The sequence below is a fragment of the Pseudomonas citri genome, assembly GCF_025336485.1.
GTDB lineage: Bacteria > Pseudomonadota > Gammaproteobacteria > Pseudomonadales > Pseudomonadaceae > Aquipseudomonas > Aquipseudomonas citri.
Genome location: NZ_JAODAB010000010.1, coordinates 61,723 through 85,755, shown reverse-complemented (window position 1 = coordinate 85,755; position 24,033 = coordinate 61,723). Strand labels below are relative to the sequence as shown.

Annotated in this window: 19 protein-coding genes; 10 read left to right on the top strand and 9 right to left on the bottom strand. The window is 62.2% G+C overall.

All coding sequences use genetic code 11. The annotated features are described in order from the left end of the window. Positions 1-26: 26 nt before the first annotated feature. The 4 genes from N4Q37_RS13700 to N4Q37_RS13685 are packed head-to-tail and all read left to right on the top strand — an operon-like array spanning position 27 to position 4,649. The gene (locus N4Q37_RS13700) at positions 27-1,211 is read left to right on the top strand and encodes a sensor histidine kinase (protein ID WP_260958534.1); all 1,185 of its coding nucleotides are present in this window, start codon (positions 27-29) and stop codon (positions 1,209-1,211) included. After that, the gene (locus N4Q37_RS13695; protein WP_260958533.1) at positions 1,208-1,876 is read left to right on the top strand and encodes a response regulator; all 669 of its coding nucleotides are present in this window, start codon (positions 1,208-1,210) and stop codon (positions 1,874-1,876) included. The genes N4Q37_RS13700 and N4Q37_RS13695 overlap by 4 nt, the downstream gene beginning before the upstream one ends. After that, positions 1,873-4,185 carry an ATP-binding protein gene (locus N4Q37_RS13690; protein WP_260958621.1) on the top strand — a complete coding sequence of 771 codons (2,313 nt, stop codon included), beginning with the start codon at positions 1,873-1,875 and terminating at the stop codon, positions 4,183-4,185. The genes N4Q37_RS13695 and N4Q37_RS13690 overlap by 4 nt, the downstream gene beginning before the upstream one ends. Then, complete coding sequence (locus N4Q37_RS13685) at positions 4,182-4,649, top strand: response regulator (RefSeq protein WP_260958532.1); 468 nt, start codon at positions 4,182-4,184, stop codon at positions 4,647-4,649. Before N4Q37_RS13690 ends, N4Q37_RS13685 begins: the two co-directional genes overlap by 4 nt. Before the next feature lie 13 nt (positions 4,650-4,662). Here N4Q37_RS13685 and N4Q37_RS13680 read toward each other — a convergent pair whose 3' ends face one another. The 4 genes from N4Q37_RS13680 to N4Q37_RS13665 all read right to left on the bottom strand — a co-directional run bounded on the left by N4Q37_RS13680 (position 4,663) and on the right by N4Q37_RS13665 (position 10,269). Next, on the bottom strand, positions 4,663-5,103 hold the full coding sequence (locus N4Q37_RS13680) for a CBS domain-containing protein (RefSeq protein WP_042728115.1): 441 nt from the start codon (positions 5,101-5,103) through the stop codon (positions 4,663-4,665). Between the two features lie 87 nt (positions 5,104-5,190). Then, on the bottom strand, positions 5,191-5,574 hold the full coding sequence (gene nirD / locus N4Q37_RS13675; RefSeq protein WP_260958531.1) for a nitrite reductase small subunit NirD: 384 nt from the start codon (positions 5,572-5,574) through the stop codon (positions 5,191-5,193). Beyond that, complete coding sequence (gene nirB, locus N4Q37_RS13670) at positions 5,574-8,135, bottom strand: nitrite reductase large subunit NirB (RefSeq protein WP_260958530.1); 2,562 nt, start codon at positions 8,133-8,135, stop codon at positions 5,574-5,576. Before nirB ends, nirD begins: the two co-directional genes overlap by 1 nt. A 571-nt stretch (positions 8,136-8,706) precedes the next feature. Beyond that, positions 8,707-10,269, bottom strand: coding sequence for a L,D-transpeptidase family protein (locus N4Q37_RS13665; RefSeq protein WP_260958529.1), 1,563 nt, complete (start codon positions 10,267-10,269; stop codon positions 8,707-8,709). 165 nt (positions 10,270-10,434) lie between these two features. Between N4Q37_RS13665 and N4Q37_RS13660 the strand changes: the two genes are divergently transcribed. Together N4Q37_RS13660 and N4Q37_RS13655 are read left to right on the top strand one after the other, a co-directional pair. Continuing rightward, positions 10,435-11,118: a murein L,D-transpeptidase catalytic domain family protein gene (locus N4Q37_RS13660; RefSeq protein ID WP_260958620.1), complete on the top strand. Its 684-nt coding sequence runs from the start codon at positions 10,435-10,437 to the stop codon at positions 11,116-11,118. 74 nt (positions 11,119-11,192) lie between these two features. Then, positions 11,193-12,143 (top strand): class I SAM-dependent methyltransferase, encoded by a 951-nt coding sequence (locus N4Q37_RS13655; protein ID WP_260958528.1) that lies wholly within the window; start codon positions 11,193-11,195, stop codon positions 12,141-12,143. 3 nt (positions 12,144-12,146) lie between these two features. On the opposite strand, the gene N4Q37_RS13650 is transcribed toward N4Q37_RS13655, so the two are convergent. The 3 genes from N4Q37_RS13650 to N4Q37_RS13640 all read right to left on the bottom strand — a co-directional run bounded on the left by N4Q37_RS13650 (position 12,147) and on the right by N4Q37_RS13640 (position 14,234). Further along, a complete protein-coding gene (locus N4Q37_RS13650; protein ID WP_260958527.1) occupies positions 12,147-12,749 on the bottom strand; it encodes a LysE family translocator in 603 nt (200 codons plus the stop codon). A 53-nt stretch (positions 12,750-12,802) separates the two neighbouring features. Then, positions 12,803-13,639 carry an AraC family transcriptional regulator gene (locus tag N4Q37_RS13645; RefSeq protein ID WP_260958526.1) on the bottom strand — a complete coding sequence of 279 codons (837 nt, stop codon included), beginning with the start codon at positions 13,637-13,639 and terminating at the stop codon, positions 12,803-12,805. Positions 13,640-13,808: 169 nt separating this feature from the next. Further along, positions 13,809-14,234, bottom strand: a complete 426-nt coding sequence (locus tag N4Q37_RS13640) for a heme-binding protein (protein ID WP_260958525.1) — start codon at positions 14,232-14,234, stop codon at positions 13,809-13,811. A gap of 269 nt (positions 14,235-14,503) precedes the next feature. Here N4Q37_RS13640 and N4Q37_RS13635 point away from each other — a divergent pair, with 269 nt between their 5' ends. Next, positions 14,504-15,589 (top strand): aromatic ring-hydroxylating dioxygenase subunit alpha, encoded by a 1,086-nt coding sequence (locus N4Q37_RS13635; RefSeq protein WP_260958524.1) that lies wholly within the window; start codon positions 14,504-14,506, stop codon positions 15,587-15,589. Continuing rightward, entirely contained in the window at positions 15,586-16,536 is a 951-nt protein-coding gene (locus N4Q37_RS13630; protein WP_260958523.1) for a PDR/VanB family oxidoreductase, read from the top strand. The genes N4Q37_RS13635 and N4Q37_RS13630 overlap by 4 nt, the downstream gene beginning before the upstream one ends. A gap of 30 nt (positions 16,537-16,566) precedes the next feature. Here the strand turns inward: N4Q37_RS13630 and N4Q37_RS13625 are convergent, their stop codons facing one another. Together N4Q37_RS13625 and N4Q37_RS13620 are read right to left on the bottom strand one after the other, a co-directional pair. Beyond that, positions 16,567-17,280 (bottom strand): GntR family transcriptional regulator, encoded by a 714-nt coding sequence (locus N4Q37_RS13625; RefSeq protein ID WP_260958522.1) that lies wholly within the window; start codon positions 17,278-17,280, stop codon positions 16,567-16,569. A 137-nt stretch (positions 17,281-17,417) separates the two neighbouring features. Then, on the bottom strand, positions 17,418-18,449 hold the full coding sequence (locus N4Q37_RS13620) for an Ldh family oxidoreductase (protein ID WP_260958521.1): 1,032 nt from the start codon (positions 18,447-18,449) through the stop codon (positions 17,418-17,420). A 233-nt stretch (positions 18,450-18,682) separates the two neighbouring features. Between N4Q37_RS13620 and N4Q37_RS13615 the strand changes: the two genes are divergently transcribed. Continuing rightward, positions 18,683-23,497, top strand: coding sequence for a dermonecrotic toxin domain-containing protein (locus N4Q37_RS13615; RefSeq protein ID WP_260958520.1), 4,815 nt, complete (start codon positions 18,683-18,685; stop codon positions 23,495-23,497). 208 nt (positions 23,498-23,705) lie between these two features. After that, entirely contained in the window at positions 23,706-24,032 is a 327-nt protein-coding gene (locus N4Q37_RS13610; RefSeq protein WP_390897927.1) for a fe2+ zn2+ uptake regulation protein, read from the top strand. The last annotated feature ends 1 nt before the right edge of the window (position 24,033 follow it).

Sequence of the window (24,033 nt, the reverse complement as noted above, 5' to 3'; positions counted from 1 at the left end):
CGCTTCCCTTTCACGCTGGAGTTCCCATGCAAAGCCCACCTCATGACCCTGGCAGCGCGCTGGCCATACGCACCCAGTACCGCCAGTCACAGAATCGCGCAGCGCGCCTGGGCCTGCTGCTGGGCACCGGCGATGAGCTGACCCGGCTGCCCTTGGCGCAGATGCGCCAGAGCGTGGTGCAGCGTGCATGTGCCTTCATGGCCATGGACCACGGCCTGTTGTTGGAGTGGACGCCAGACACCCCATTGCGCACCCTCGCCAGCCACGGCAGCAGCGAACGGCTCGACCTGCTTGCCGGCCTGGCGCAGCCACCGTCGCTCGCTGCGCAATGGCTGGAATATCCCGGCAGCGCCCTGCCCCAGGTCCTGCGCGTGCCGCTGCGCACCTCCGATGGTGTGGTGTTCGGCGCCCTGATGCTGGGCAACAGCGTAGCCCTGGCCCCCCCGGACAACGAAGACCTCGAATCGCTGCAATTGCTGGCGACCCTGTTGGCGACACACCTGGAGAACAGCCGCCTGCTCGAAGCGCTCCAGGCCCGCGAGCGGACCATGTCCGAGCTGGTCCACCGCTTGTTCAGCGCCCAGGAAGACGAACGCAAGCGCGTGGCCTACGACCTGCATGACGGTCTGGCGCAAAATCTCGCCGGCCTGCATCAACGCCTGCAAGGATTCGCCGGCCGGTGTCCGGCGCTGCCGGTGGAGATGGCCGATCAGTTGAGTGCCATCCTCGACCTGGCCCAGGGCTGCGTCGGTGAGGGCCGGCGATTGATCGGCGGCCTGCGTCCCCACGTGCTGGATGATTTTGGCTTGTACAAGGCCGTCGATAAGGAGGCCGATCGCTTGCGCGAGGCAGGCCTGGCGGTGGACTGGTCCGAACACAGCGCCGCCCGCCTGCCGGGGAACGTCGAGATCGCCCTGTTCCGCATCGCCCAGGAGGGCATCAACAACATTCTCAAGCATGCCCGGGCCCGACACATCCACCTGGGCCTGAGCGTGGACGACGAACAAGCCTCGCTACGGGTCGAGGACAATGGCCGGGGTTTTATCCTGGAAACACCCATCGAGCGCAACGGCACCTACCATCTGGGACTGGCGGCGATGCAGGAACGTGCCAGCCTGCTGGGCGGTCATTTTTCCTGCGTCAGCGAGCCTGGCATCGGCACCCGTTTGCTCGCCCGCGTGCCCCTGTCGACCCACGGAGTCCACCCATGACCGCGCCTCTACGCTTACTGCTGGCCGATGACCACGAAGTCACCCGCGCCGGGTTCGTCAGTATGCTCGCCGGCAATCCGGAGTTCGAAGTCGTCGGGCAGGCCCGCGATGGCCAGGAGGCACTCGAGCTGTGCGAGCGCTTGCGGCCAGACATCGCAATCCTCGACATTCGCATGCCGGTGCTCAATGGCCTGGGCGCGGCGCGCATCCTGCAACAGCGCCAGCCCGGGATCAAAGTGGTGATCTTCACCATGGACGACAGCCCCGATCACCTGGAAGCCGCCATTGGCGCGGGAGCGGTCGGTTATCTGCTCAAGGATGCCAGCCGCGATGAAGTACTCGACGCACTCAGGCGGGTCGCCCTGGGTGAAGAGGCGTTGAACAGCTCGGTCAGCGCTCGCTTGCTGCGCCGCATGGCCGAGCGCGGGGCCGGGGGCGCGACGCCGGTCCAAGCCCTGACCAGCCGCGAACGCCAGGTACTGGGATTGGTGGCCGGAGGCTTCAGCAACCGTGAAATCGGCGAAAAACTCGGCATTGCCCCTGGCACCGCCAAGGCCCATGTCGAGCGGGTGATCGGCAAGCTGGGCGCCGCCGACCGGACCCAGGCGGCGGTCCGTGGCGTTGCCCTGGGCCTGGTGGCGCAACCGGCGGGGCAATGGCCATGAGGTTCCTGGCTGCCCGCCGTTGGGCCGACCTGCCCCTGCGGGGCAAAGCACTGGTAGTGATTTCCCTGCCACTGGTGGTCCTGCTGCTGTCGCTGGTACTGATCTACATCACCGAACGCCAGACCGCCCGCGCCGAAGAAGACGTGCGCCGGGTCCTGCTGGTCCAGGGTGATATCCAGACAGTGCACACCCTGCTGGCCGAGGCGGCGGCCAGTGTGCGCGGTTACCTGTTGACCCGGCGCGAGGACTTCCTGCCCAGCTACGAACAAGCCACGCCCCTGATCCAAGCGGCGTTGCAACGGCTGGACCATAACATTCGCGACGCCCGGATGCGCGAGCACCTCAAGACCATCACCCCGTTGATCGCCGACAAGCTCGACGGCTTGCTCGCGCTGCGCAACGGCAGGCCCGACGACCACGAGGCCATCACCCGGATCCTGATCGAAAACAAACAGGTGCTGGACGTGCTGCGCGAGCAGATCAGCGCCATGCGCATCCGCGAGGATGGCTTGCTGGCCGAACGCAGCGCCGCCGCCTCGGCCACGCGCATGCGCTTGTTGTTCGCCACCTTGCTGGCGGCGGTGTGCGGGTTGCTGGGCGCCGTTGTCGCGGTGCTGTTCCTGTCCAAAGGCATCGTCGCCCGGGTGCAACAGGTGCAAGGCAATGCGCAGCGCCTGGCCCTGGGCCAACCCTTGCTGCCGCAACCACCGGAGCAGGATGAGATCGGCCAACTCGGCACCCGCCTGGTGGAGGCCGGGCAGTTGCTTGCCGAGCGCGAACGCGCCCTGCGCGACAACGAGGAGCGCTTGCGGCTGATCATCGACGGCGTGAAGGACTACGGAATCTTCGCCCTGGATGCCAAGGGCTACGTGACCACCTGGAACGTCGGCGCCGAACGCATCAAGGGCTACACCGAACAGGAAATCCTCGGCCAGCATTTCTCCCTGTTCTACCTGCCCGAAGAATGCCCCGCGCACCCGGACATGGCGCTGCGCGAAGCCACCCGCGACGGTCATTACATGGAAGAAGGCTGGCGTTGTCGCAAAAACGGCAGCCGCTTCTGGGCCAGCGTGGTCATCACCGCGCAGTACGACAGCACCGGGGCCTTGCGCGGATTTTCCAAGATCACCCGCGACATCACCGACCGGCGCGCCGCCGAAATCGCCCTGAGCACGGCCCGCGAAGAAGCGGAAAGCGCCAGCCGGGCCAAGAGTGAATTTCTCTCGCGCATGAGCCACGAATTGCGCACCCCATTGAACGCCATCCTCGGCTTTGCCCAACTGCTGGACATGGACTCCACGGCGGGCCAGCGTCCCCAGGTCAGTCACATTCTCAGGGCCGGCCAGCATTTGCTGGCGTTGATCAACGAGGTGTTGGACATCGCCCGGATCGAGGCCGGTCGCCTGCCGCTGAACATCGAGCCGATCGCCCTCGCGAGCGTATTGCACGAGGCCTTGACCCTGGTTTCGCCCATGGCCGCCGACGCCGGGATTCACCTCGCGGGACTGCCGACATTACCCGATGGCAACGGTGTGCTTGCCGATCGTCAACGCCTGGTGCAGGTATTGCTCAACTTGCTGTCCAATGCCATCAAGTACAACCGGCCCGGCGGCGAAGTCCGCGTTGCCGTGACCGCCCAAGGCCAGCGGGTGAGCATCGCCGTGAGCGACACCGGCCAGGGCATCGCCCTCGAACAGTTGGAGCGGTTGTTCAAGCCTTTCGAACGGCTCGGGGCCGATCCCGAAGTCGAAGGCACCGGCCTGGGCCTGTCCCTGAGCAAGAGCTTGCTGGAGATGATGCAAGGCACCCTCCAGGTGCGCAGCGAGCCGGGACAAGGTTGCTGCTTCACCCTGCAATTGCCCGCGGCCCAGGTGAGCGACACGCACCTGCCTGCCATCACGGCCCTGGCACAACCGCGCCCGCCCGTCGAATATCACGGCAAAGTCCTGTGCATCGAAGACAACTTGTCGAGCCTTGCGCTGATCGAAACCTTGCTGCAACGCCGCCCCGGCATTCAGTTGCTGTCGAGCATGCAAGGCCAGATGGGCCTGGACCTGGCTCGCCAGCACGGCCCGCAACTGGTCTTGCTGGATGTCAGCCTGCCGGACCTGGAAGGCCTGGAGGTCCTGCGCCGCCTGCGTCAATGCACGGTCACTGCATCGACGCCCGTGCTGATGATCACGGCCGATGCCAGCGACCTGACACACCGCGCCCTGTACGATGCCGGCGCCACGGCGATCCTGACCAAGCCTATTCATATCCAGGCTTTCCTGGGCCACCTTGAACACTATTTGCCGGAGCCCGCATGAATCACGACTTACGCATCCTGATCGTCGACGACCAGCGTCCCAACCTGGACCTGATGGAGCAACTGCTGGCCCGGGAGGGCTTGCACAACGTGCTCAGCAGCACCGAGCCGCTGCGCACCCTCGACCTGTTCAACAGCTTCGAACCGGACCTGGTCATCCTCGATCTGCACATGCCGGCGTTCGACGGCTTCGCCGTGCTGGAGCAACTCAACCGACGCATCCCGCCCAACGACTACCTGCCGATCCTGGTGCTCACCGCCGACGCGACCCGCGACACCCGCCTGCGCGCCCTCGCCCTCGGCGCCAGGGATTTCATCAGCAAACCTCTGGACGCACTGGAAACCATGCTGCGCATCTGGAACCTGCTGGAAACCCGGGCACTCTACAAGGCGTTGCAAGCGCTGGTCCCGTCCCAGCAGATCGAGCTGCTAAGACAGCACCGGCCCACGGTCGACCCTCGCTAGCGGGAACGCGCGCTCAGTGCCCGCGAATGTAATGTTCCAACTGCCGAATCAGGTCTGCCTGTTCAACAATGGCTTGCTTGACCAAGTCACCAATCGACAACAAGCCGATCAACTGGCCGTTATCCAACACCGGCAGGTGCCGCAAGTGGCTGTCGGTCATGACCTCCATGCAGCGTTCGATGCTCTGCTGGCTGTCGGCGGTGATCACCGGCGTGCTCATGATGGTGCGCACCGGGGTGCCCACGGATGAACGCCCGTGCAGGACCATCTTGCGAGCATAGTCACGCTCGCTGAACACCCCCACCACCTGCCCGTCCTCGATCACCGGCAAGGCACCGACATTCTTCTCGGCCATGATCTGCAACGCTTCGAGTACGGTCTGCTCCGGCGCGATGCTGTGGACCTGCTGGTGCAGCACACTTTTGAGTTTCACCAGTTGAGCGGCGGTTTTCATGGCAAATCCCCGGTTTGAAATAATGGCGTGCTTGTAATTGCCTTTGTGGCGGGGAGCTAGCTCCCCCACCACACTTGCATTGGGCGATCAGCTTTCACCAATCTCCACCACATCACCGTTCAAGCGTACCGGCCAGACCCGCAGGCGTTGCTCCGGGTATTCCAGGCAATGGCCGTCTTCCAGGCGGAAATGCTGCTTGTACATCGGCGAGGCGATCACCAGGTCGCCCTTGATGCTGCCCAACAGGCCGCGGCCGATGACATTCGCCCCCGATTTCGGATCGCGGTTGTCGATGGCGTACAGCGGCTTGTCCTGCTGCTCGGGCAGGTACAGCAAGGCCACTTGGCTGCCGTCATGCCAGGCGACGACGCCGGAGTTGGGCACCAGGTCCTCGCGGTTGCACAGGGCGCGCCATTGCAACGGTTCCTGGGCGAATTCGCGAGTGATACGAACGACGTTTGACTGGCTCATCAAAGCACCTCCTCGGTGACGGGAATCAGGTGAAGTTCGCCGGCGTGAACCGGCCGGCGCTGGCCGCGCTCCCGGACGAAATGAACATCCGGGTCGCCACGGCCATCATTGACGAAGGTACGGAAACGCTTGAGTTTTTCCGGATCCTTGAGGGCGTTGGCCCATTCGCATTCGTAGCGGTCGACCACCAGCTGCATCTGCGCTTCGAGCTCGGCCCCCAGCCCCAGGCTGTCGTGGATGATCACATCCTTGAGGTAGTCCAGGCCGCCCTCCAGGCTTTCGCGCCAGACCGAGGTGCGCTGCAATTTGTCGGCGGTGCGGATGTAGAACATCAGGAAGCGGTCGATGTAGCGGATCAGCGTGGCGTCGTCCAGGTCGGTGGCAAACAGCTCGGCGTGACGCGGGCGCATGCCACCATTACCCGCCACGTAGAGGTTCCAGCCCTTCTCGGTGGCGATCACGCCGACGTCCTTGCTCTGGGCCTCGGCGCACTCACGGGTGCAACCGGAGACCGCGAACTTGAGTTTGTGTGGCGAGCGCAGGCCTTTGTAGCGGTCCTCAAGAGTCAGCGCCATTTGCACGCTGTCCTGCACGCCGTAGCGGCACCAGGTGCTGCCCACGCAGGATTTCACCGTGCGGGTGGATTTGCCGTAGGCATGGCCGGTTTCGAAGCCGGCTTCGATCAGCTCGCCCCAGATGTCCGGCAACTGGTGCAACTGGGCACCGAACAGGTCGATGCGCTGGCCGCCGGTGATCTTGGTGTACAGGTCGTATTTCTTGGCGACCACGCCGATGGCGATCAGTTTGTCGGCGGTGATTTCCCCACCGGCAATCCGTGGCACCACCGAATAGGTGCCGTTCTTCTGCATGTTCGCCATGAAGGTGTCGTTGGTGTCCTGCAACGGCACCAGGGACGGGTCCATGATCGGTTGGTTCCAGCACGACGCCAGGATCGAACCCACCGCCGGTTTGCACAGGTCGCAACCAGTGTGGCCACGACCGTGTTTGGCCAGCAACTCTTCGAAACTGATGATGCCCTCCACGCGCACCAAGGCATACAGCTCCTGGCGGGTGTAGGCGAAGTGCTCGCACAGGCTCTTGTCGACACTGACGCCACGGGCCACCAGTTCGTGTTCGAACACTTGCTTGACCAGGGCCGCGCATCCCCCGCAACCGGTGCCGGCCTTGGTGTCGCACTTGAGCTGACCCAGATCGGTGCAGCCACCGTCGATGGCCGAGCAGATCGAACCTTTGGTGACGTTGTGGCACGAGCAAATGGTTGCGGCATCGGGCAGTGCCGCCGGTCCCAGGGTCGGGGCGCCTTCGGACGACGGCAGGATCAGGCTGGCCGCGTCCTTGGGCAAGGCGATGGCGTTCTGCATATATTGCAGCAAGGTGTCGTAGTAGCTGTTGTCGCCCACCAGCACCGCGCCGATCACGCGCTTGCCGTCGGCGTCCACCACCAGTCGCCGGTAGCTGGCGCTGGTTTCGTCGATGAACTGGAAGCTGCGCGAACCCGGGGTGTTGCCGTGGGCATCGCCGATGGAGCCGACGTCCACGCCGAGCAACTTGAGCTTGGTCGACATGTCGGCGCCGCTGAAGGCTTCAGCGTTCTGTCCACACAAGCGGGCGGCGACGTTGCGGGCCATCTGGTAGCCCGGGGCGACCAGGCCGAAGATGCTGCCGTTCCAGGCGGCGCACTCGCCGATCGCATAAATGTCTGGATCGCTGGTTTGGCAATGATCATCGATCACCACGCCACCGCGCGGACCGATCTGCAGATCGCTCTGGCGCGCCAGGGCATCCTGGGGGCGAATCCCGGCGGAAAACACGATGAGGTCCGTTTCCAGAAAGTCTTCGTCGCCGAAATTCATCCGATAACGGTGCTGCTCGCCGACGCTGATGGATTGGGTACCCTTGGACAGGTGCACGCCGACGCCCAGTTTTTCAATGCGCGCCTTAAGGGCCAGGCCGCCTTGGGTGTCCAACTGCACCGGCATCAACCGCGGGGCGAATTCCACGACATGGGCTTCCAGGCCGAGGGTCTTGAGGGCGTTGGCCGCCTCCAGACCCAGCAGGCCGCCACCGACCACCACGCCACGCCGGGCGTTGCCGGCGGCGGCACGGATCGCGTCCAGGTCTTGCAGGGTGCGGTAGACCAGGCACGAATCGCCTTCGGCACCTTCAATCGGCGGCACGAACGGATAGGAACCGGTGGCGAGCACCAGTTTGTCGTAGCTGATCCGCTCCCGCGCAGTCACGACTTCACGCGCCTGGCGGTCGATTTCCAGCACCGGCACGCCCAAGTGCAGCGTCACGCCGGGAGTCTGGTACAACGACGCTTCGCCCAGGGCCAGGGACTCGGCATCGCGCCCCGAGAAATACTCGGACAGATGCACGCGGTCATAGGCCCGCATCGACTCTTCGCTGAACACATGCACGCGGTAATGATCGAGCGCGCCGCGTTCGATCAGTTGCTCGACGCAGTGATGGCCGACCATGCCATTGCCGATCACGATCAGCGTTTGCAGCTTGTTCAGAGACGCAACGTTGGAATTCATAAAAGCACCCGACAAAAAGCCCATCACGATTTTGAAAGCAAAAAAAAGACGCCTGAAACCTTGCGGTTCCAGGCGTCTTTGCCTGTTCTGTGCGGTATCGATCCGGCGACTGCGCCATGATCTACCGTTGTCCCCCGGCCTGCTGGCATTCGATCTTCGTTGACCGACGGGGCTGCTCACTCGACTGTGTTCGCGGTGAGCCTGCCAGGGTTCTTGCAGCGAGCGTGCCAAACCGCATCCGCCCGGCGTTCACGGCCTCGCACTCGCAGCGCAAGCCCCTGTGGGGCGGGTCCGAGCGCGAAGACGGCAGCTCAGCCAACGCGAACTGACTTACGCCAGCCCCGTTTCGCCAGCGCCACCTACTGCCTTGCGATGGTGCGAATGCCCCGCCACGGCTTCATAAAAGTGCAGCGTTGTCAGGCTGGACATGAACACGCCAGTCGGGCTCGAAGAGGCTGATTGTGCGGACACCATCGCGAGCAAGCGCCCACCTGGGCTCGGCTATGGAATCAGGGGGGGGCGCATGCTTTCGTGACGGTCGACGCCAGAACGCAGGCTTCCATTCAGAGCGTCAGAGCGTCCGCCCCCGGGCGGCAGACAGCGTGGCGTCACGCCCATAGATATCCGGGATGTACACCGCCTGGCCCTGGCTGTCGGCCTGCACCGTCCAGTAACCCAGCAAGATCGGCACCGGCCGGGCCAGCCGGAATTCATGGGTCTGCTCGCTGGCCAGCAACGTATCGGTGCGCGCGCGTTCGGCCGGACTGACCAGCAGGTCGCGCAGATGCATCACCTGTTCGATCCGCACACAACCCGAACTGAACGCCCGCGGACCTTTGCTGAACAGTGCCTGGCTGGGAGTGTCGTGCAGGTAGACGGAAAACGGGTTGGGAAAACGGATCGCCATTTTGCCCAAGGGGTTCTTCGGACCGGGGTCCTGGCGCAACATGAGATTGCCCGGGTGCTCCCAATCGATGTCCGCGGCAGCCAACGGCAACCCCTCACGGTCGAGGATCCGCAGGTTTTGCCGTTCGAGGAACTCGGGATCACGACGGATCTCGGGTAATTTGTCTTCCCGCAGGATGGTGGGCGGAATGGTCCAGGTCGGGTTGAGCGTCAGCCGGGTCACGTGGGACTTGAGCAGCGGTGTCTGCCGTTGCGCGCGCCCGACCTGGGTGCGGGTCTGCCAGATCGGCGTGCCGCCCTGATAGACAGTCAATTGTGCAGCCGCCACGTTGACCAGCACGCTGTCGGGCTCCAGGTCCTGGGCCAGCCAGCGCATGCGCTCCAGGTTGATCCGCAATTGCTCGCGGCGCATGGCCGGGCTGATGTTCAGCTCAGTCACCGTCCATGGCCCCACCACGCCATCGGCCTGTAGCGAATGATGAAGTTGGAAACTCTTCATCGCTTGCACCAGTTCCGGGCTGTAATGCTCGTCGACGGGGGGCAGCGGCGTGCTCAGGTAACCTTCGTTGAACAAGCGCTGGGCCAGGGCCGGGACCCGCGCGTCTTGCTTGTCCGGTTGCAGCAACGGACCGCCTGGCACCGGTTGCCAATCGGATAACGGCTGTTGTCGGAGCTGGGCATAGAGGGCACGCAGGTTGCGATACAGGTCCAGCCGTGGCCGCGCCAGGTCAAAGGCGCCAGCCACGTTCTGCACGCCTGGCACGGCGATGGCGAGCACCACGACCTGAGGATCCTGGGGCTGCGGGTTGGCCTTCCACACGGGCTCCAGCCCGTCCTGGGGCAGATAGCCGAAACGCAGGTCATGCAAGGCTTGCAAGTAGCGCTGGCTTATAGCGATGTCGAGGCAATGAGCATCCTGGATCGTGTCCTGGACCGGCAGGCCATAGCGCGTCGGATCCAGGCCATCGTCGGCCAGTTGCTGCAACTGGATCTGCAACGCCATCCGCCGTTCGTCTTCCGTCCAGACTTGCTGGCCTGCGTTTTGCTCGTAGAACGCCTGCAAGTCGACGATCGTCGGAAAGTCGACACCCACGGCCACTCCCGGGCATGCGACCGTCAATTGCGCCAGTGTGTTCTGCACCGGCGTCAGATCGCTGTCCTCGGCCGTGGCGACCAATGGCGCCGTGAGCAATAAAAGGCTCAGGTAACATGCGGACTTTTTAAACAACTGCTTTACTCCATTCCATGGCCGTCTCGCTGACGGTGAACTTTGCGACAGGTACGACCCGCCATCATGATGCACACACACGAACTCGGACGGGATGCCGCAAACGAACACCACGTTGGAAAATCTTCGCCTGTAGCGGGCTTTTTGCGCCGATTCTGCCTGGTCATGATGGGCCTGGGCATCATTTGCAGCCCGGCGCTGGCGGAAAAAAAGGCGAAGTCGCCCACCCTTTACAACAGCCTCTCCCAGGCAGCGCCGGAACTCAATCCCCTGGCACTCAAAAGTGCCTTGAGCGCCATGCAATGCGCCGTCGCCAATGGCGCAACCCAGGCCCGGCACCTGGCGGTCATCGACTATTCGCAACCCTCCACGGCCCGGCGCCTGTGGATCTTCGACTTGCGCCAGAAGAAGCTGGTGCTGCGCGATCTCGTGGCCCACGGGCAGAAATCGGGCGAGAATTTCGCCACGCAGTTTTCCAATCGCCAGGGCAGCTATCAGTCCAGCCTGGGGCTGTTCCGCACCCAGGAAAGCTACCAGGGCACCCACGGTTATTCCCTGCGCATGGACGGCCTGGAGCCGGGTTTCAATGACCAGGCCCGGGACCGTGCGATCGTGATCCACGCCGCCGACTATGTGAACCCGTTGTGGAGCCTGCGCCAGGGCCGCATCGGGCGCAGCCAGGGCTGCCCTGCCGTGCGCCCACAGGTGGCACGCCAAGTGATCGACAAACTCAAAGGCGGCCAATTCATGTTTTCCTGGTACCCGGATCCGAGCTGGCTCAAGCGCTCGGCCTATCTCAACTGCCAGCCGCAGCAGGTTGCGAGCGCTCTGGCTACCAGCGGTGGCTAAATCCCCTCGCCACCGATTGCGCCCGCTGAAAGGCTGGTTAAAATGCCGCCCTTTCGAATCCCTGGCGTTGCCTGATGAATCCTGTCGCCCTTCAAACCCTTCACGCCCACCTGCTGACCGCCCTGGCGTCGGTACCGGAAGAAACCCGTCGTCTGTTCCATGGCCGTGGGCGCTGCTGGCCGGGCCTGGAGCAGATCACGGTCGACTGGTTGCAAGGTGTGGTGCTGGTCTCGCTGTTCAAGGAGCCGGAACCCACGCAGCTCGACGACTTGCTCACGACGCTGCTGGCCCTTGCCACGTCGCCCGCCTGGCAACAGAGCAAGGCCCATACACTGGCCGTGCAGCACCGTTACCTGCCGCAAAGCGACAATCAATGGCTGGTGGGCGAGCCCATCGACGAATGGACCCTGACCGAAGGTGGTCTGCAATACCGCATCGACCTGGGCAAGAAACAGAACAACGGCCTGTTCCTGGACATGCGTCATGGCCGCGACTGGGTGCGCGCCAATGCTCATGGCAAGCGGGTCTTGAACCTGTTTGCCTACACCTGCGGTTTCTCGGTGGCGGCCATTGCCGGCGGTGCCCGGCACGTGGTCAACCTGGACATGTCCCGCGCGGCCCTGAGCCGGGGGCGCGACAACCATCGCTTGAACGGCCATGACCTGAGCCAGGTGAGTTTCCTGGGCCACGATTTGTTCAAGTCCTGGGGCAAGGTGATCAACAACGGTCCCTACGAGCTGGTGATCATCGACCCACCCACGTTCCAGAAAGGCAGTTTCCTGCTGACCAAGGATTACCAGCGCGTGCTGCGCCGTTTACCGGAACTGCTCACCGAGCAGGGCACGGTCCTGGCGTGCAGCAACGACCCGGCCACCGGTTCGGATTTCCTCATCGAGGGCGTCACGCGCGAAGCGCCGGGGATGATCTTCGAGCAGCGCCTGGCCAATCCACCGGAATTCCCCGACACCGACAAGGAATGTGGTCTCAAGGCGCTGGTGTTCAAGCGTAACGACGCCGCCCTCTGATCGCTACACCGCCAGCGTCAACCACGCCGACCCCAGCAACAATACCGCCATGACCTGATTGAACCGTTTCATTGCCTCGGCGGAGCGGCAAAACCGCGCCGCCCCGCGCCCCAGGCAGGCCCAGGCGATCAGGCACGGAATCGAGATGGCGAAGAACACCAGCGACAACCACAACACCCGCGCGGTGCGCTCGGCGTCGCTCCCGGCGAACACACTGACCACCGCCAACGCCATCATCCAGGTCTTGGGGTTGACCAATTGCAATCCCGCCGCCCCGGTCAGGCCCAATCGCGGGCCTTCAATCGGCCGCTGAGGATCGATGGCCTGGGCCGGCGCGCGGAAAATCTGCCAGGCCATCCAGCTCAGCCAGGCGATGCCGGCCCAGGTCAGCAGGGCCTGGACCGTGGCGTGGCGCGCCAGCACACCCCCTAACCCCGTGCCCACCAGCAGCACCAGCAACGCCGCGGCTGCGCAGGCACCCAGGATGATCGGCAACGTGGTCGCCAGGCCAAAACGCGAGCTGTGGCTCAAGACCAGAATGTTGGTCGGACCGGGAGTAATAGAGGCGACAAACGCGAACAAGGCAAACGGCAGCAACTGGTCCATGGAGCGACTTCTCGGTGATGATCGTGAGTCGATCATCGCCAAGGAGGGGCGATTCAGTCTGGAACGTTTGAGCAGCGTTTGCGGTAGTCCGCCGGGCTCAGCCGATAAGCACGCTTGAACCACCGCCCCAGATGGCTTTGGTCGGCAAAGCCGAGCATGGCCGCTACCGACACGGGGCTCTCGCCACCGGCCAGCAAACGGCGGGCCCGGGCCAGCCGCAACTGGATCAGATAGGCATGGGGCGCCAGGCCAAACGCGGCCTTGAAGGCCCGGCTCAGGCGAAAACGGTCGACGCCGGTGACCCGCGCCAGATCGTCCAGGCCAATGTCCTCGCTCAGGTGGCTGTGTAGATAATCACGGGCCTGCTGCGCCACCCACGGCAGGCGTGGATCAGGGTCGATGCGCGCCCGCCAGTGCAAGTGCTGGGTCAGGTTGGCCAGCAAGTTGTCGAGGGCGGTCTGGCGCACGATGCGGATTTCCTGCTCATGCAGGCTCTGGAATGCCATGGAGGTGGCATTGGCCAGGCGCGCATCATCGGCCAGCGTCGCGGCAAAGCCCAGCTGCGCATTGTCCGGCGCCACGTCGAATAACGAACGCAGCTCGCGCTCCAGCCAATGCGGTTCAAGGTACAGCGTGCGATAGGTGAAGCCATTGGCATGGGGCGCGTGGCCGTCGTGCAATTCGCCGGGCTCGAGCAAAAACACCTTGCCAGGTGTGCTGTTGTGCTGCTGGCGGCGGCAATGAAACTGCTGCACGCCTTGCTCGGTCACGCCTACCAGGTAGGTGTCATGCCAATGGGGATCGTAGGCATGCCCCTCGAAATGCGCGCGCACGGTCTCGATACCGGACGTCGCGTCCTGCTTGAGATCGATCCAATTACGCGTCGTCATGCCCTGCCCCATCTTGTGTATCCGCTCGGGGCAGGTTAACCGTTCAGGGCGATCACGTCTGGAAGATTTGTGCAGATCCGAGCGGCGGCCTAAAACAATGCAGGGACCTGCTTCGCAGACCAGCGGGAGCAAGCTTCCTCGCCCCAGGGGGCGGTTCTAGACCTGACGTTCAGGTATCCGGCGAAATGGCCTGCTGCACTGTCTCCACCGCCAGCCGGGCCAGTTCGGCATCCTGCTCAGCCTTGACCCCGGACACCCCGACAGCCCCGATGCACTGGCCATCATGGCGAATGACCACGCCGCCTTCGAGCATGCCTTGTAGGTGCGGGGCACTGAGAAAGGCATAGCGGCCACTGTTGATCATGTCCTCGTAGAACTTGCTGTCATGCCGCCCGACAGCGGCAGTGCGAGCCTTTTCGCCGGCGATGTAGGCTGACAACGGTGAAGCGTCGTCCAGGCGCAACAACCCCAGGGGATGGCCGCCGTCGTCCACCACGCAGATCGACACCGCCCATTGGCGCTGATGGGCAATTTCCTTGGCCACCACCAGCAATTGCGCAACGTCTTGTTCCGTGAGTACCGTTTTGGTTTTCATGAATCACTCCGCGCCGTGCAGCAGAAAGGTCCAGGACAGGACCCGCCGTCTTGTTCTTCGACGGAGTGTGGGCCAACAAATTCAGAAATTCAGCTTCTTGTGCCGCAGACGACACGCGTTTCCGCCTGGGCCAGATAAGGCGCATCTCGAATCAATGGATCCATAAAATAAACCAAACGTCCTTTTTAACCTGCAAATTGTTGACAAACAAATTAGTTAAGAGAGTTAATGGATCCACAGATAAAAACAACATCCGTCTGGAGATCCCCATGTTCCCCAAGAATGCCTGGTACGTTGCCTGCACCCCCGATGAAATCGCCGACAAACCGTTGGGTCGCCAGATCTGCGGCGAAAAAATGGTTTTTTACCATGGGCATGGCGGTCAGGTCGCCGCCGTCGAAGACTTCTGCCCCCACCGTGGCGCCCCGCTTTCCCTGGGCTACGTGGAAAACGGCAACCTGGTGTGTGGCTACCACGGCCTGGTGATGGGTTGTGACGGCAAGACCGTCGAGATGCCGGGGCAACGGGTGCGAGGGTTTCCGTGCAACAAGACCTTTGCGGTGCAGGAGCGTCACGGTTTCATCTGGGTCTGGCCCGGGGACCAGGCGCTGGCCGACCCGACGCTGATCCATCCTCTGGAATGGGCGGACAATGACGAATGGGCCTACGGCGGCGGCCTGTTTCATATCCAGTGTGACTATCGCCTGATGATCGACAACCTGATGGACCTGACCCACGAGACCTATGTCCACGCATCGAGCATCGGCCAGAAGGAAATCGACGAGGCACCGCCCGTGACCACGGTCGAGGGCGATGAAGTGGTCACTGCCCGACACATGGAAAACATCATGGCCCCGCCGTTCTGGCGCATGGCCCTGCGGGGTAACAACCTGGCCGATGATGTACCGGTGGACCGCTGGCAGATCTGCCGCTTCACGCCCCCCAGCCATGTGATGATCGAAGTCGGCGTGGCCCATGCCGGCCACGGCGGCTATCACGCTGCATCGCAGTTCAAGGCATCGAGCATCGTGGTGGATTTCATCACCCCGGAAACCGAAACCTCCATCTGGTATTTCTGGGGCATGGCCCGGCATTTCCAACCACAGGACGAAGCGCTTACCGCGAGCATCCGCGAGGGCCAGGGCAAGATCTTCAGCGAAGACCTGGAAATGCTCGAGCGCCAACAGCGCAACCTGCTGGAGCATCCACAACGCAACCTGCTCAAGCTCAACATCGACGCCGGCGGTGTGCAATCACGCCGAGTGCTGGAGCGCTGGATCGCCCGCGAGCGCGAGGCGCAGGCCGACTTGATCGCCAGCAGCCGCCCGGCACAGCATGCGGAGCAGCGGTCATGATCGAAGTCCAGGTTGCAGCGCGACACCCTGAAGCCCTCGACATTTGCAGCTACGAGCTCACCCGTATCGACGGCCAGCCTTTGCCGGCGTTCACTGCCGGCGCCCACATCGATGTGCAGTTGCCCGGCGGGTTGATCCGCCAGTATTCCTTGTGCAATCACCCTGAGGAACGGCATCGTTATCTCATCGGCGTACTCAAGGACCCGGCCTCGCGCGGCGGCTCGCGCTGCCTGCACGAGCAGATCCAGCCGGGAATGCGCCTGCACATCAGTGCACCACGCAACCTGTTCGCCCTTGCACCACAGGCCCGGCGCAGCGTGTTGTTCGCCGGGGGGATCGGCATCACGCCGATCCTGTGCATGGCCGAACACCTGGCCCAGAGCGGCGCGGCGTTCGAGCTGCATTACTGTGCGCGCTCGCGCGAGCGCGCCGCGTTTGTCGAGCGCCTGCGCCAATCCCCGTACGCCGACCGGGTATCGTTGCATTTCGATGAAGAACCCGAAACGATCCTGGACGCCGCCCGGGTGCTGGCCATACCTGGCGACGACCTGCATCTCTACGTCTGTGGCCCTGGCGGGTTCATGCAGCACATCCTCGACACGGCCAAGGCCCTGGGCTGGCGGGACGACTGTATGCACCGCGAGTACTTCGCCGCCGCCCCCGTTGACGCCAGCGCGGATGGCGCCTTCTCGGTGAAACTCGCCCGCAGCGGCCAGGTGTTCGACGTACCGGCGGATCGCAGCGTGGTACAGGTGTTGGAAAGCCATGGCGTCGAAATACCGATCTCCTGCGAACAAGGCGTTTGCGGCACCTGCCTGACGCGCGTGCTTGAAGGTGTGCCGGAGCACCGGGACATGTTCCTGACCGAGGCGGAACAGGCCTGCAATGACCAGTTCACCCCCTGTTGCTCCAGGTCCAGGACGCCGTTGCTGGTGCTGGATCTTTAAACCGGTCCAGTCCAGGTAGCAGGAGGCAGCTCAGTCCGACCGCTGGATCACCTTCATCCGCTCATCCGCCAGTGTCGAGCCGAACACTTCTGCGTAGCGCAAGGTCGCATTGGCATGTTCGCGCATGATCGCTTCGGCTCGACCGCTCTGGCGATTGACCAGGGCATCGAACACGGAATGGTGTTGCATGTGGGCATAGTTGAAGCGGCGGAACTCGCCGGCCATGTTCTGGCGATCCACCGCCAGGGCGGTGACGGAGGCGAAAGGCAGATGGTCGTTGCGGGCCAGGGCATCGGCAATCGCAGGGTTGTGGCTGCCCGCGACGATCACTTGATGGAAGCGCATATTGAGGTCGTGATAGACCTCCAGGTCCTCTTCGGTCACATAGCCTTTGGCGAACAGTTCATCCCCCTGCGCCAGGCATTGCTCAAGTGTCGTGCGTGCTTCGTCAGACAAGCCATGTTCGGCTGCCTGCCGCGCCGCCAGGCCCTCCAGCACACCACGCACCTCCACGGCCCCGGCAATTTCTTCGGCGCTGACCGAGCGCACCTGGAAGCCTCGCCCACCAAAGCGCACCAGCAGCCCTTCCTGTTCCAGGGTACGAAACGCCATGCGCACCGGCATCCGTGAGACACCGAACAACTCGGCCGTGGGTATTTCCATCAAGCGCTCGCCAGCCGCCAGCTCACCCGAGGCGATCATCCTGCGCAGCGCAATCAGCACCGTTTGGCCGGGCTTACTCATCCAGGCGATTCCAGAGAAAAGAAGCGGCCATAGTAGAAGGCTTGGTGCAGCCTGTCACGGCACTGGCGCGGGTCGAAACACTGAGGGGAGGAGGAAAAACCGTGGCGCAAGACGCGCCACGGATTCGATAGGCCGATTCAGACGCCCGCCAACGTCCGCAACTGTGCCAGTGTCTGCTCATCCAGCGTGATCCCATGTTCAGTGGATTTGCTGCGCTCACGATGGCGGCGGTCGCCCGGCAACCGTCGCAACCCGACACCATGCATCTGCCTGACCAGCTCCTGGCTGCGCTCGGCGAAGTCCTGGCCGGCGGACTTGCTTGGGTCGATCACGATTAACAGTTGACCTGTCCACGGCGTCTTGGCGCCCGGGTGATTGCGCCAATCGAATTCGAAGGAAAAATGACCACCCGTGAGGGCGGCTGCCAGCAACTCGACCATCATCGACAGTGCCGAACCCTTGTGCCCGCCGAACGGCAGCAGCGCCCCGCCCTCGAGAATCGCCTTGGGGTCGCGGGTAGGCTGACCGAGGCTGTCCACGCCCATCCCCGGTGGCAGCAACTCGCCCTTGCGGGCGGCGATCTGTACGTCGCCGTGGGCGATGGCGCTGGTCGCAAGGTCGAAGACAATCGGCTCACCGTCGGCCCGTGGCGCGGCAAAGGCAATGGGGTTGGTGCCGAACAACGGACGGTCCGCGCCATGGGGCACCACACACGTCATGCTGTTGACCACACTCAACGCCACCAGGCCTTCATAGGCAAACGGCTCGACGTCCGGCCAGAGGGCGGCAAAGTGATGGGAATTGCGAATGGCCAGGACGGCAATACCGGCGCTGCGGGCCTTCGCCACCAGTAAGGGGCGCGCGGCGGCCAGGGCCGGTTGGGCAAACCCGTTACCGGCGTCCACCGCGACGAAGCCTGACGCGACGTCTTCGACCTTAGGCACCGCCTTACCGTTGACCCAACCGCTGTCGAGTGTCGAAACATACCCGGGGATGCGAAACACCCCATGGCTATGGGCCCCATCGCGCTCGGCCCCGGCGCAGTTTTCAGCCAGGCACCGGGCGACTTCGGCCGAAGTGCCATGGCGCAGGAAAATCCTCTCCAGCAAGTTCACCAGCGCATCGAAGGACAAGGTGCAAGAAGCGGCATGATCGGATGGCGCAGACATCTGAAGCTCCAGAATGATTGTTGGAGGTAGCAACAGCGTAGAAAGACTCGCCGGGTGATTAAACACCGCTTCAGGCGCGCACTGTCAATCCTTGTAAGCGTGGCAGTTCCGAGTCCCGACGCCCGCCGCCCCCATGCGATAAATATGTACCACCTTCGCCCGCCCATCGTTGCCTAGTCTGGCCGCTTCCTCCACGCTCGCGCCGCTTCAGGCGCCTCGATAGAGAAGCAACGATGACCACTGAAACCGCGCCACTTTTATTTCCCAAGGTACTGAACGCCCGTGGCCTGGAAGACTTGCCCGCCTCCCACGGCCTGACGCAGGCAGACCTCGACTGGTTGCGCCACATCACTCTGCCCAGCCACACGCAACGCCAAGCGCAGACACCGCCGATGATGGCCGAAACGATTCTCTTGCAGGCCGGGGGAAAGCCGCCGATTGCGCTGGCAGGCTGCTTTGCCCTCAGCTCCTCGCCAGGCCGCCACGCGTTTCTCTATACGCCAAGCAGGGGCATCACGAAATTCGACAGCCTGACAGCCCTTGAAGCAAAGATTGACCAGATGCGCTTGGACACCACCGCGAGCGACGACCTGTTTCGCCTCCTGTCGATTCCCCAGCGCAGCGAACTGTACGGCACCGCCGACATCACACAGACCCGGCAGATCATCACGGGCGATGTTCTCCAGACCCAGATCGAAGCCATCGAGCAGGCCCAAGACCTCAACGCCCTGGCCATGGTGAATGAGCTGATCGAACAGCCCTCGTTACGCGTCATGCTCGACCACGTGTTGGACGAAGCGTTGCCAGACCTGGATCATCGACAGATCCGCCTGGCCTTCAGCAAAGGGAATCACCCAGCGGATCGGCGGGCTATCAAGGTGTCCGAAAGCATGCCGCTGGCCGACACAGTCCTGGCTTATTTCCACCATCAGGGCTGGCCTGCCGGGCACGGCATCGATCTGACTCATCCCGGTACGCCCGCCTCCTCCTACACCGCCGCGCAATGGGAAGACATCATCAGGGGCGTTGCGGGCAAACTGATCCCCACGCTCATCGGCCGCATCGATGCCTTCTGGGAAGGCACCACGGCCTATTTCTATTTGTCACGTCGCAAGTTCCTGGCGCAGGTCATCCGCGACGGGTTATGGGCGACCTTTCTGGCCGGGCGGGAAAAAGGGCAACTCACGGATGAACAATGTCGCGAGTTGCTCCGACTGTTCAGGCCCTCTCGCCCTGACGAGACGCTGCTGTTCATCGAAACGATTCGCCTCTGGGAACATGCGCCACAGTACGTGGAGCTTGCAGGCTCCTTGATGATCAGCGCCAAGGAAAACTACCTGTACACCCCCCTCCATGGCCTTCAGACGGTAGAAAACTATCTGGATTTCAAGGAGGCGCTGTTCGGCAACCCTGCAACCACCGCGCAAAAGGAAGCGCTCTATAACCTCCTGAGCCTGGAGGAGCGCAACCGGTTATTGCGCTTTGACGCGCCACAGGTGTCAGGCACGCCGCTGGCGTTGCCCGTGTCCGAATCCATGGCGAACGCAATAATCGAAAAACAGAAGAACAACCTTCATTACACATTGGAAATGTCTCGCCAGGGCGATGTCGACATCCATCCGCTCATTGACAAGGCATTGGACATACGCGCCTTCATCGGCAAACGCCTCTTGAACCAGCCAACCGCCGGGCACTGGGGAACTCATCCGGCCTTCCATGGCGACCTGCGACCATCCAACTTCATGGCCGATCAGCTGCAAAGAAAGGCCAAGAGCTACACCGATGTCGAAGCGGCTTTCGATAGCCTCTTTACCCGGTTGCCGACGTCCACCCACGTTGCGTTGCATAGCGGAATCAGACAGTTGTTGCCTGAACTGACCAATGTGTTTTCCCTGGGGATACGCGCCGAAGCCGAACTCCGGGAACTTAACGCGAGCCTGCCGCCGGTTGCCAATGAGCTGATCAACACGGTGTTCGCCTATGACGCGCAATACCCGGACCGTTCACAACGCATCGGCGTGCGGGGTTTTCGACCGGATGTCTACTCCCTGACACTGGCGTACAGCGAAAAAGGCCGGACGGATTACCTGTCCCTTGCCAATTGCTTTTTTTTAACCGAGCGCGGAGGACTTGATACGCCCCATTCGGGCCTGGCGATCCTCTGGACGCCCGCCGCTGGCTTGCAGGCTTTTTCCTCCGTCGAGGTGGCCACCCAGCAGTTGAATCGACAGTTGCTCGATTCCCGTAGACGCTTCGGCTTGCTCGCCAACCTCCCGTCCGCTCAATGCAAGCCCCATGGGCGCTATCAACTCCAAAGGTTTGAGTTGATCGAAGACAACCCGCTGCTGAATCGAATGGGGTCGTTCATCAGACTCTTCGAAACCGAACATGGCTATCTGAGCACATTGAAAGCCGGGCGTTGGCAACTGACCGGCAAGGCATTATTGAAAAGCCTGGAAACCTTGTTCGGCAAAGGCGCTCCAACCAACCTCAAGCGCGCCACCTGCATCGCCCAGGCCAACCGCAGACAGCAACAACTCCCCGCCTGGTTCGGCACAGCGGCGCTTGACGATCAACGCCTGCATGTCGAACTGCTGGAGCAATATAAAAACAGCCTGGCGGATGGCAAGGACTACCTGGACGGGGTCGAGCCTCTGCGCACCTATGTGCGCAATAAACTCAAGGCGCTGCTGGACGCGCGCTTCGCTGAAAAACACCTTGACCCCGATACCCTCCAGATCACGCCGAACCTCGCCGTCGTGGGACCGGCCTGCTCGTTGACCGACTTTGCCGTGCAGCACATCGAAGTGACCCGGCAAGGCTTCAAGGTTTCTTCAACATCGACGCAGCCGCTACCGGACAAACTGAACGAGACCGCCGTCAGGCAGATGTTGTCGTCACTGGATATCCTGACCGACTATAAAAAACATATCGCGCAAAAACTGTCCGGCACCACCTCGGACGTTGAGCAAAGAAAAACCGCCTTCCGCCGGCAACTGCCCTGGCAGCTGTTGCACTACGCACACGCGCGGTATCTGCAACAGCATCTCTCTGCCCGGGGATTTGACTTGATCCGTCAGGTTCTGGACATGCCCGACGCCGTCGCCCGGCAAGCGATGGACGGTGCCGATGCGCTGATTCGGCCCCTGGAGTTGATCAAGACCCGCGGCGCCGTGCCGGATTCCGCGCTGGGGCTGTACTTGATCGGTTCGAACGTCGATGCCACGGCCCCTCAAGTGTTGTATTCGCCTTACCATGAGGGTCATTACTTCACCGAGTTCAAGGATGAAGCGAGCCTCATCGCCGCATTCAATGCGCCAGGCCCACTTCAGGACCTGCTGATTCGCCGACTGCCCGAGAACCAGCAGGCCACTTTCAAGAACCTGTTCGCTGCCACGCTCGGGAAACGTTCGGAAATAACCCTGGCCTCGAATCCGATCCATACCAATCTGCTCGACACCTTGTTCAACGACAATGTCGCATTGTTATCGCACCTTCTGACCTCACAAACCCATGCAAAACGCCAGGTCGACTGGAACACGGTACTGCATCGGCTCAGCTCCGGCGCCCAGTTCCTGGGGAAGCAGGTGGCGGGCAGACTGACGTTTATCGAAACGCTTTGGGAAAGCTACCAGGACTTCAAGGCCTCAGCCGAAGCCTTGCAGCAACACGACTGGAAAACGGGCTTGCACGACTTTATCGCCGGCGCCGCAGAGATGGTGTCGCTGGGCATGCTGAACCGCAACGATACATTCGGGCTTCTCGACCCCATGGAACCGCTTTCCCAGGCAAGCTCGCTGGCGAACCGCTGGAAGGACATCGGCTCTACCGCCCAGTTGCGTACCGACCTGAACATTTTCGAAGCCACGGGCATCAGTTTGTCGCAGCTACACAAAGACCTGGTCAATGGAACCTACAAAGCCCTGGAAAGCGGCCGGTCTTATGTGCCACTTGCCGGCAAGGTCTTTGAAGTGGCGAAAGCCGATGCTAGCTGGCGGATCGTTCACGTAGACGCCGAAGGGCCGTTATTGAAGAAATCGGCTGACCGCCGAACCTGGGAAATCGATCCTCAACGCCAGACCATACGCTTTGGTAAGGCCGGGTCGAAGATGGCCGTCACCTATAGCGACTTCAAGGCCAAGGGTTCACTGAACATCGAAGCTCGCGGCATGGCTGAAATCCGTCGCAAATACCCGCACCGTGCCAATGTGATTGTCCAGGCCCTGGAAACCGCGAGGTTCTACTCGTTCAATACCCTTTACAACTTTGATCAATTCAAGCGACAACCGCGTGCGGGATCTCGGCTGGATAAATTCCTCAGGTCTTTTTTTGGCGTCGACACTGTCGACACCCGCCTGATCAGCAAGATCGAAGCGGCGATCGCGCCCATCTGCCAGGCACTGGCCGATCCTTCCTGGGAATTAAAGAATGCCGAGAACATCGTCATCGGCAACCTCAAGCACCTGGCGGACAGAGCGACGGCCTTCGTGCTCGAGCCCTCCTCTGTCGGAAGGATCTACCTCACGCAGTTCTTCTTCGATATGGGCTTGGATTCATACAAGTCCCTCGTACCGGAGTTCTTCAATGTCGAGGCGCACGCCCAGGGCGCAACTTTCATCCATGAGCTGTCGCATCAGCTGTTCAATACGTTCGACATCACTTACCTCGACGCCCTGCTGCCCTTCCTCGATTTGATTTCTACCGTGACTCACTGGGGGAAACAGCAATACGACAGGCTAGAGAACCTGCAACTCAACGGGCTTTCGTTGAGCACACCCAAAGCAAAATTGTTCACGGAATGGGACAGCACGGATAACACGTACAAGAAAATCGAGCTGTTGCCCGGTTATAAGGAAACCACCCGGGAAATCCTCAAGATAACCGGTGCCAAGACCATGGACAGGGCGCGCGCTGATTTCCTCGATCCGGTATCGCCGGACAAGCGAATCGACATCATCCTTCGCAACGCCGACTCGATCACACTGCTGATTTGTGAACTGGGGCGTCAACTCGACCCGAGACCTTCGCAATACATGGCCATGCGCTGATGGGTACAGGGCATTCGGGTCTTTGATCACGGGGTTTTGACAGGGCCCCGGCAAATTTTTCACATCCCGGCCTTCATGATCGGCCTCCCTCGTTCGTCCTATTACAGGAGAGTGTCGGTGATCTTTTCTGAACAGGCTCGTAAGGAGTTTTTGCATGCATAACGCGCAACTGCCCATGGAGGGCAAGTCACGCTCGTCCGGCGTCACGATGACCACCCCCCAGCGCCTGTCAGACAGAAGCGCCGAGCGAGGCAGCAACGAACAGATCAAGCGCCTGCTCAAGCGCTTCGGGCTCAGGACCAGTCTGATCCGCCTGAAAGTCCTCGATGCGTTGCTCAAGGCCGCCGAAGAAAACCGCAACCTGGGCGTGCGGGGCGTGCACAGTCAACTGTTGGGGCTGGACATTCCCTTGTCCTTTCTCAGCGTCCGCGAAGTATTGAAGCGTCTGTGCAGCGAAGGGGTGGTCATCCTCAACCCGGATAAAACCTACTGCCTGCACCCCGATGCCGTCGCGGTGCTCCAGGCGGACGGGTGAT

Bases quoted from the DNA above. Each gene is read 5' to 3' on its own strand.
- N4Q37_RS13645 (WP_260958526.1), bottom strand. From the start codon at position 13,639: ATGACGACGCGTAATTGGATCGATCTCAAGCAGGACGCGACGTCCGGT.
- N4Q37_RS13695 (WP_260958533.1), top strand. From the start codon at position 1,208: ATGACCGCGCCTCTACGCTTACTGCTGGCCGATGACCACGAAGTCACC.
- N4Q37_RS13620 (WP_260958521.1), bottom strand. From the start codon at position 18,449: ATGTCTGCGCCATCCGATCATGCCGCTTCTTGCACCTTGTCCTTCGAT.
- N4Q37_RS13650 (WP_260958527.1), bottom strand. From the start codon at position 12,749: ATGGACCAGTTGCTGCCGTTTGCCTTGTTCGCGTTTGTCGCCTCTATT.
- nirD (WP_260958531.1), bottom strand. From the start codon at position 5,574: ATGAGCCAGTCAAACGTCGTTCGTATCACTCGCGAATTCGCCCAGGAA.
- N4Q37_RS13685 (WP_260958532.1), top strand. From the start codon at position 4,182: ATGAATCACGACTTACGCATCCTGATCGTCGACGACCAGCGTCCCAAC.
- N4Q37_RS13640 (WP_260958525.1), bottom strand. From the start codon at position 14,234: ATGAAAACCAAAACGGTACTCACGGAACAAGACGTTGCGCAATTGCTG.
- N4Q37_RS13700 (WP_260958534.1), top strand. From the start codon at position 27: ATGCAAAGCCCACCTCATGACCCTGGCAGCGCGCTGGCCATACGCACC.
- N4Q37_RS13615 (WP_260958520.1), top strand. From the start codon at position 18,683: ATGACCACTGAAACCGCGCCACTTTTATTTCCCAAGGTACTGAACGCC.
- N4Q37_RS13660 (WP_260958620.1), top strand. From the start codon at position 10,435: ATGATGGGCCTGGGCATCATTTGCAGCCCGGCGCTGGCGGAAAAAAAG.
- N4Q37_RS13630 (WP_260958523.1), top strand. From the start codon at position 15,586: ATGATCGAAGTCCAGGTTGCAGCGCGACACCCTGAAGCCCTCGACATT.
- N4Q37_RS13610 (WP_390897927.1), top strand. From the start codon at position 23,706: ATGACCACCCCCCAGCGCCTGTCAGACAGAAGCGCCGAGCGAGGCAGC.
- nirB (WP_260958530.1), bottom strand. From the start codon at position 8,135: ATGAATTCCAACGTTGCGTCTCTGAACAAGCTGCAAACGCTGATCGTG.
- N4Q37_RS13635 (WP_260958524.1), top strand. From the start codon at position 14,504: ATGTTCCCCAAGAATGCCTGGTACGTTGCCTGCACCCCCGATGAAATC.
- N4Q37_RS13655 (WP_260958528.1), top strand. From the start codon at position 11,193: ATGAATCCTGTCGCCCTTCAAACCCTTCACGCCCACCTGCTGACCGCC.
- N4Q37_RS13680 (WP_042728115.1), bottom strand. From the start codon at position 5,103: ATGAAAACCGCCGCTCAACTGGTGAAACTCAAAAGTGTGCTGCACCAG.
- N4Q37_RS13625 (WP_260958522.1), bottom strand. From the start codon at position 17,280: ATGAGTAAGCCCGGCCAAACGGTGCTGATTGCGCTGCGCAGGATGATC.
- N4Q37_RS13690 (WP_260958621.1), top strand. From the start codon at position 1,873: ATGAGGTTCCTGGCTGCCCGCCGTTGGGCCGACCTGCCCCTGCGGGGC.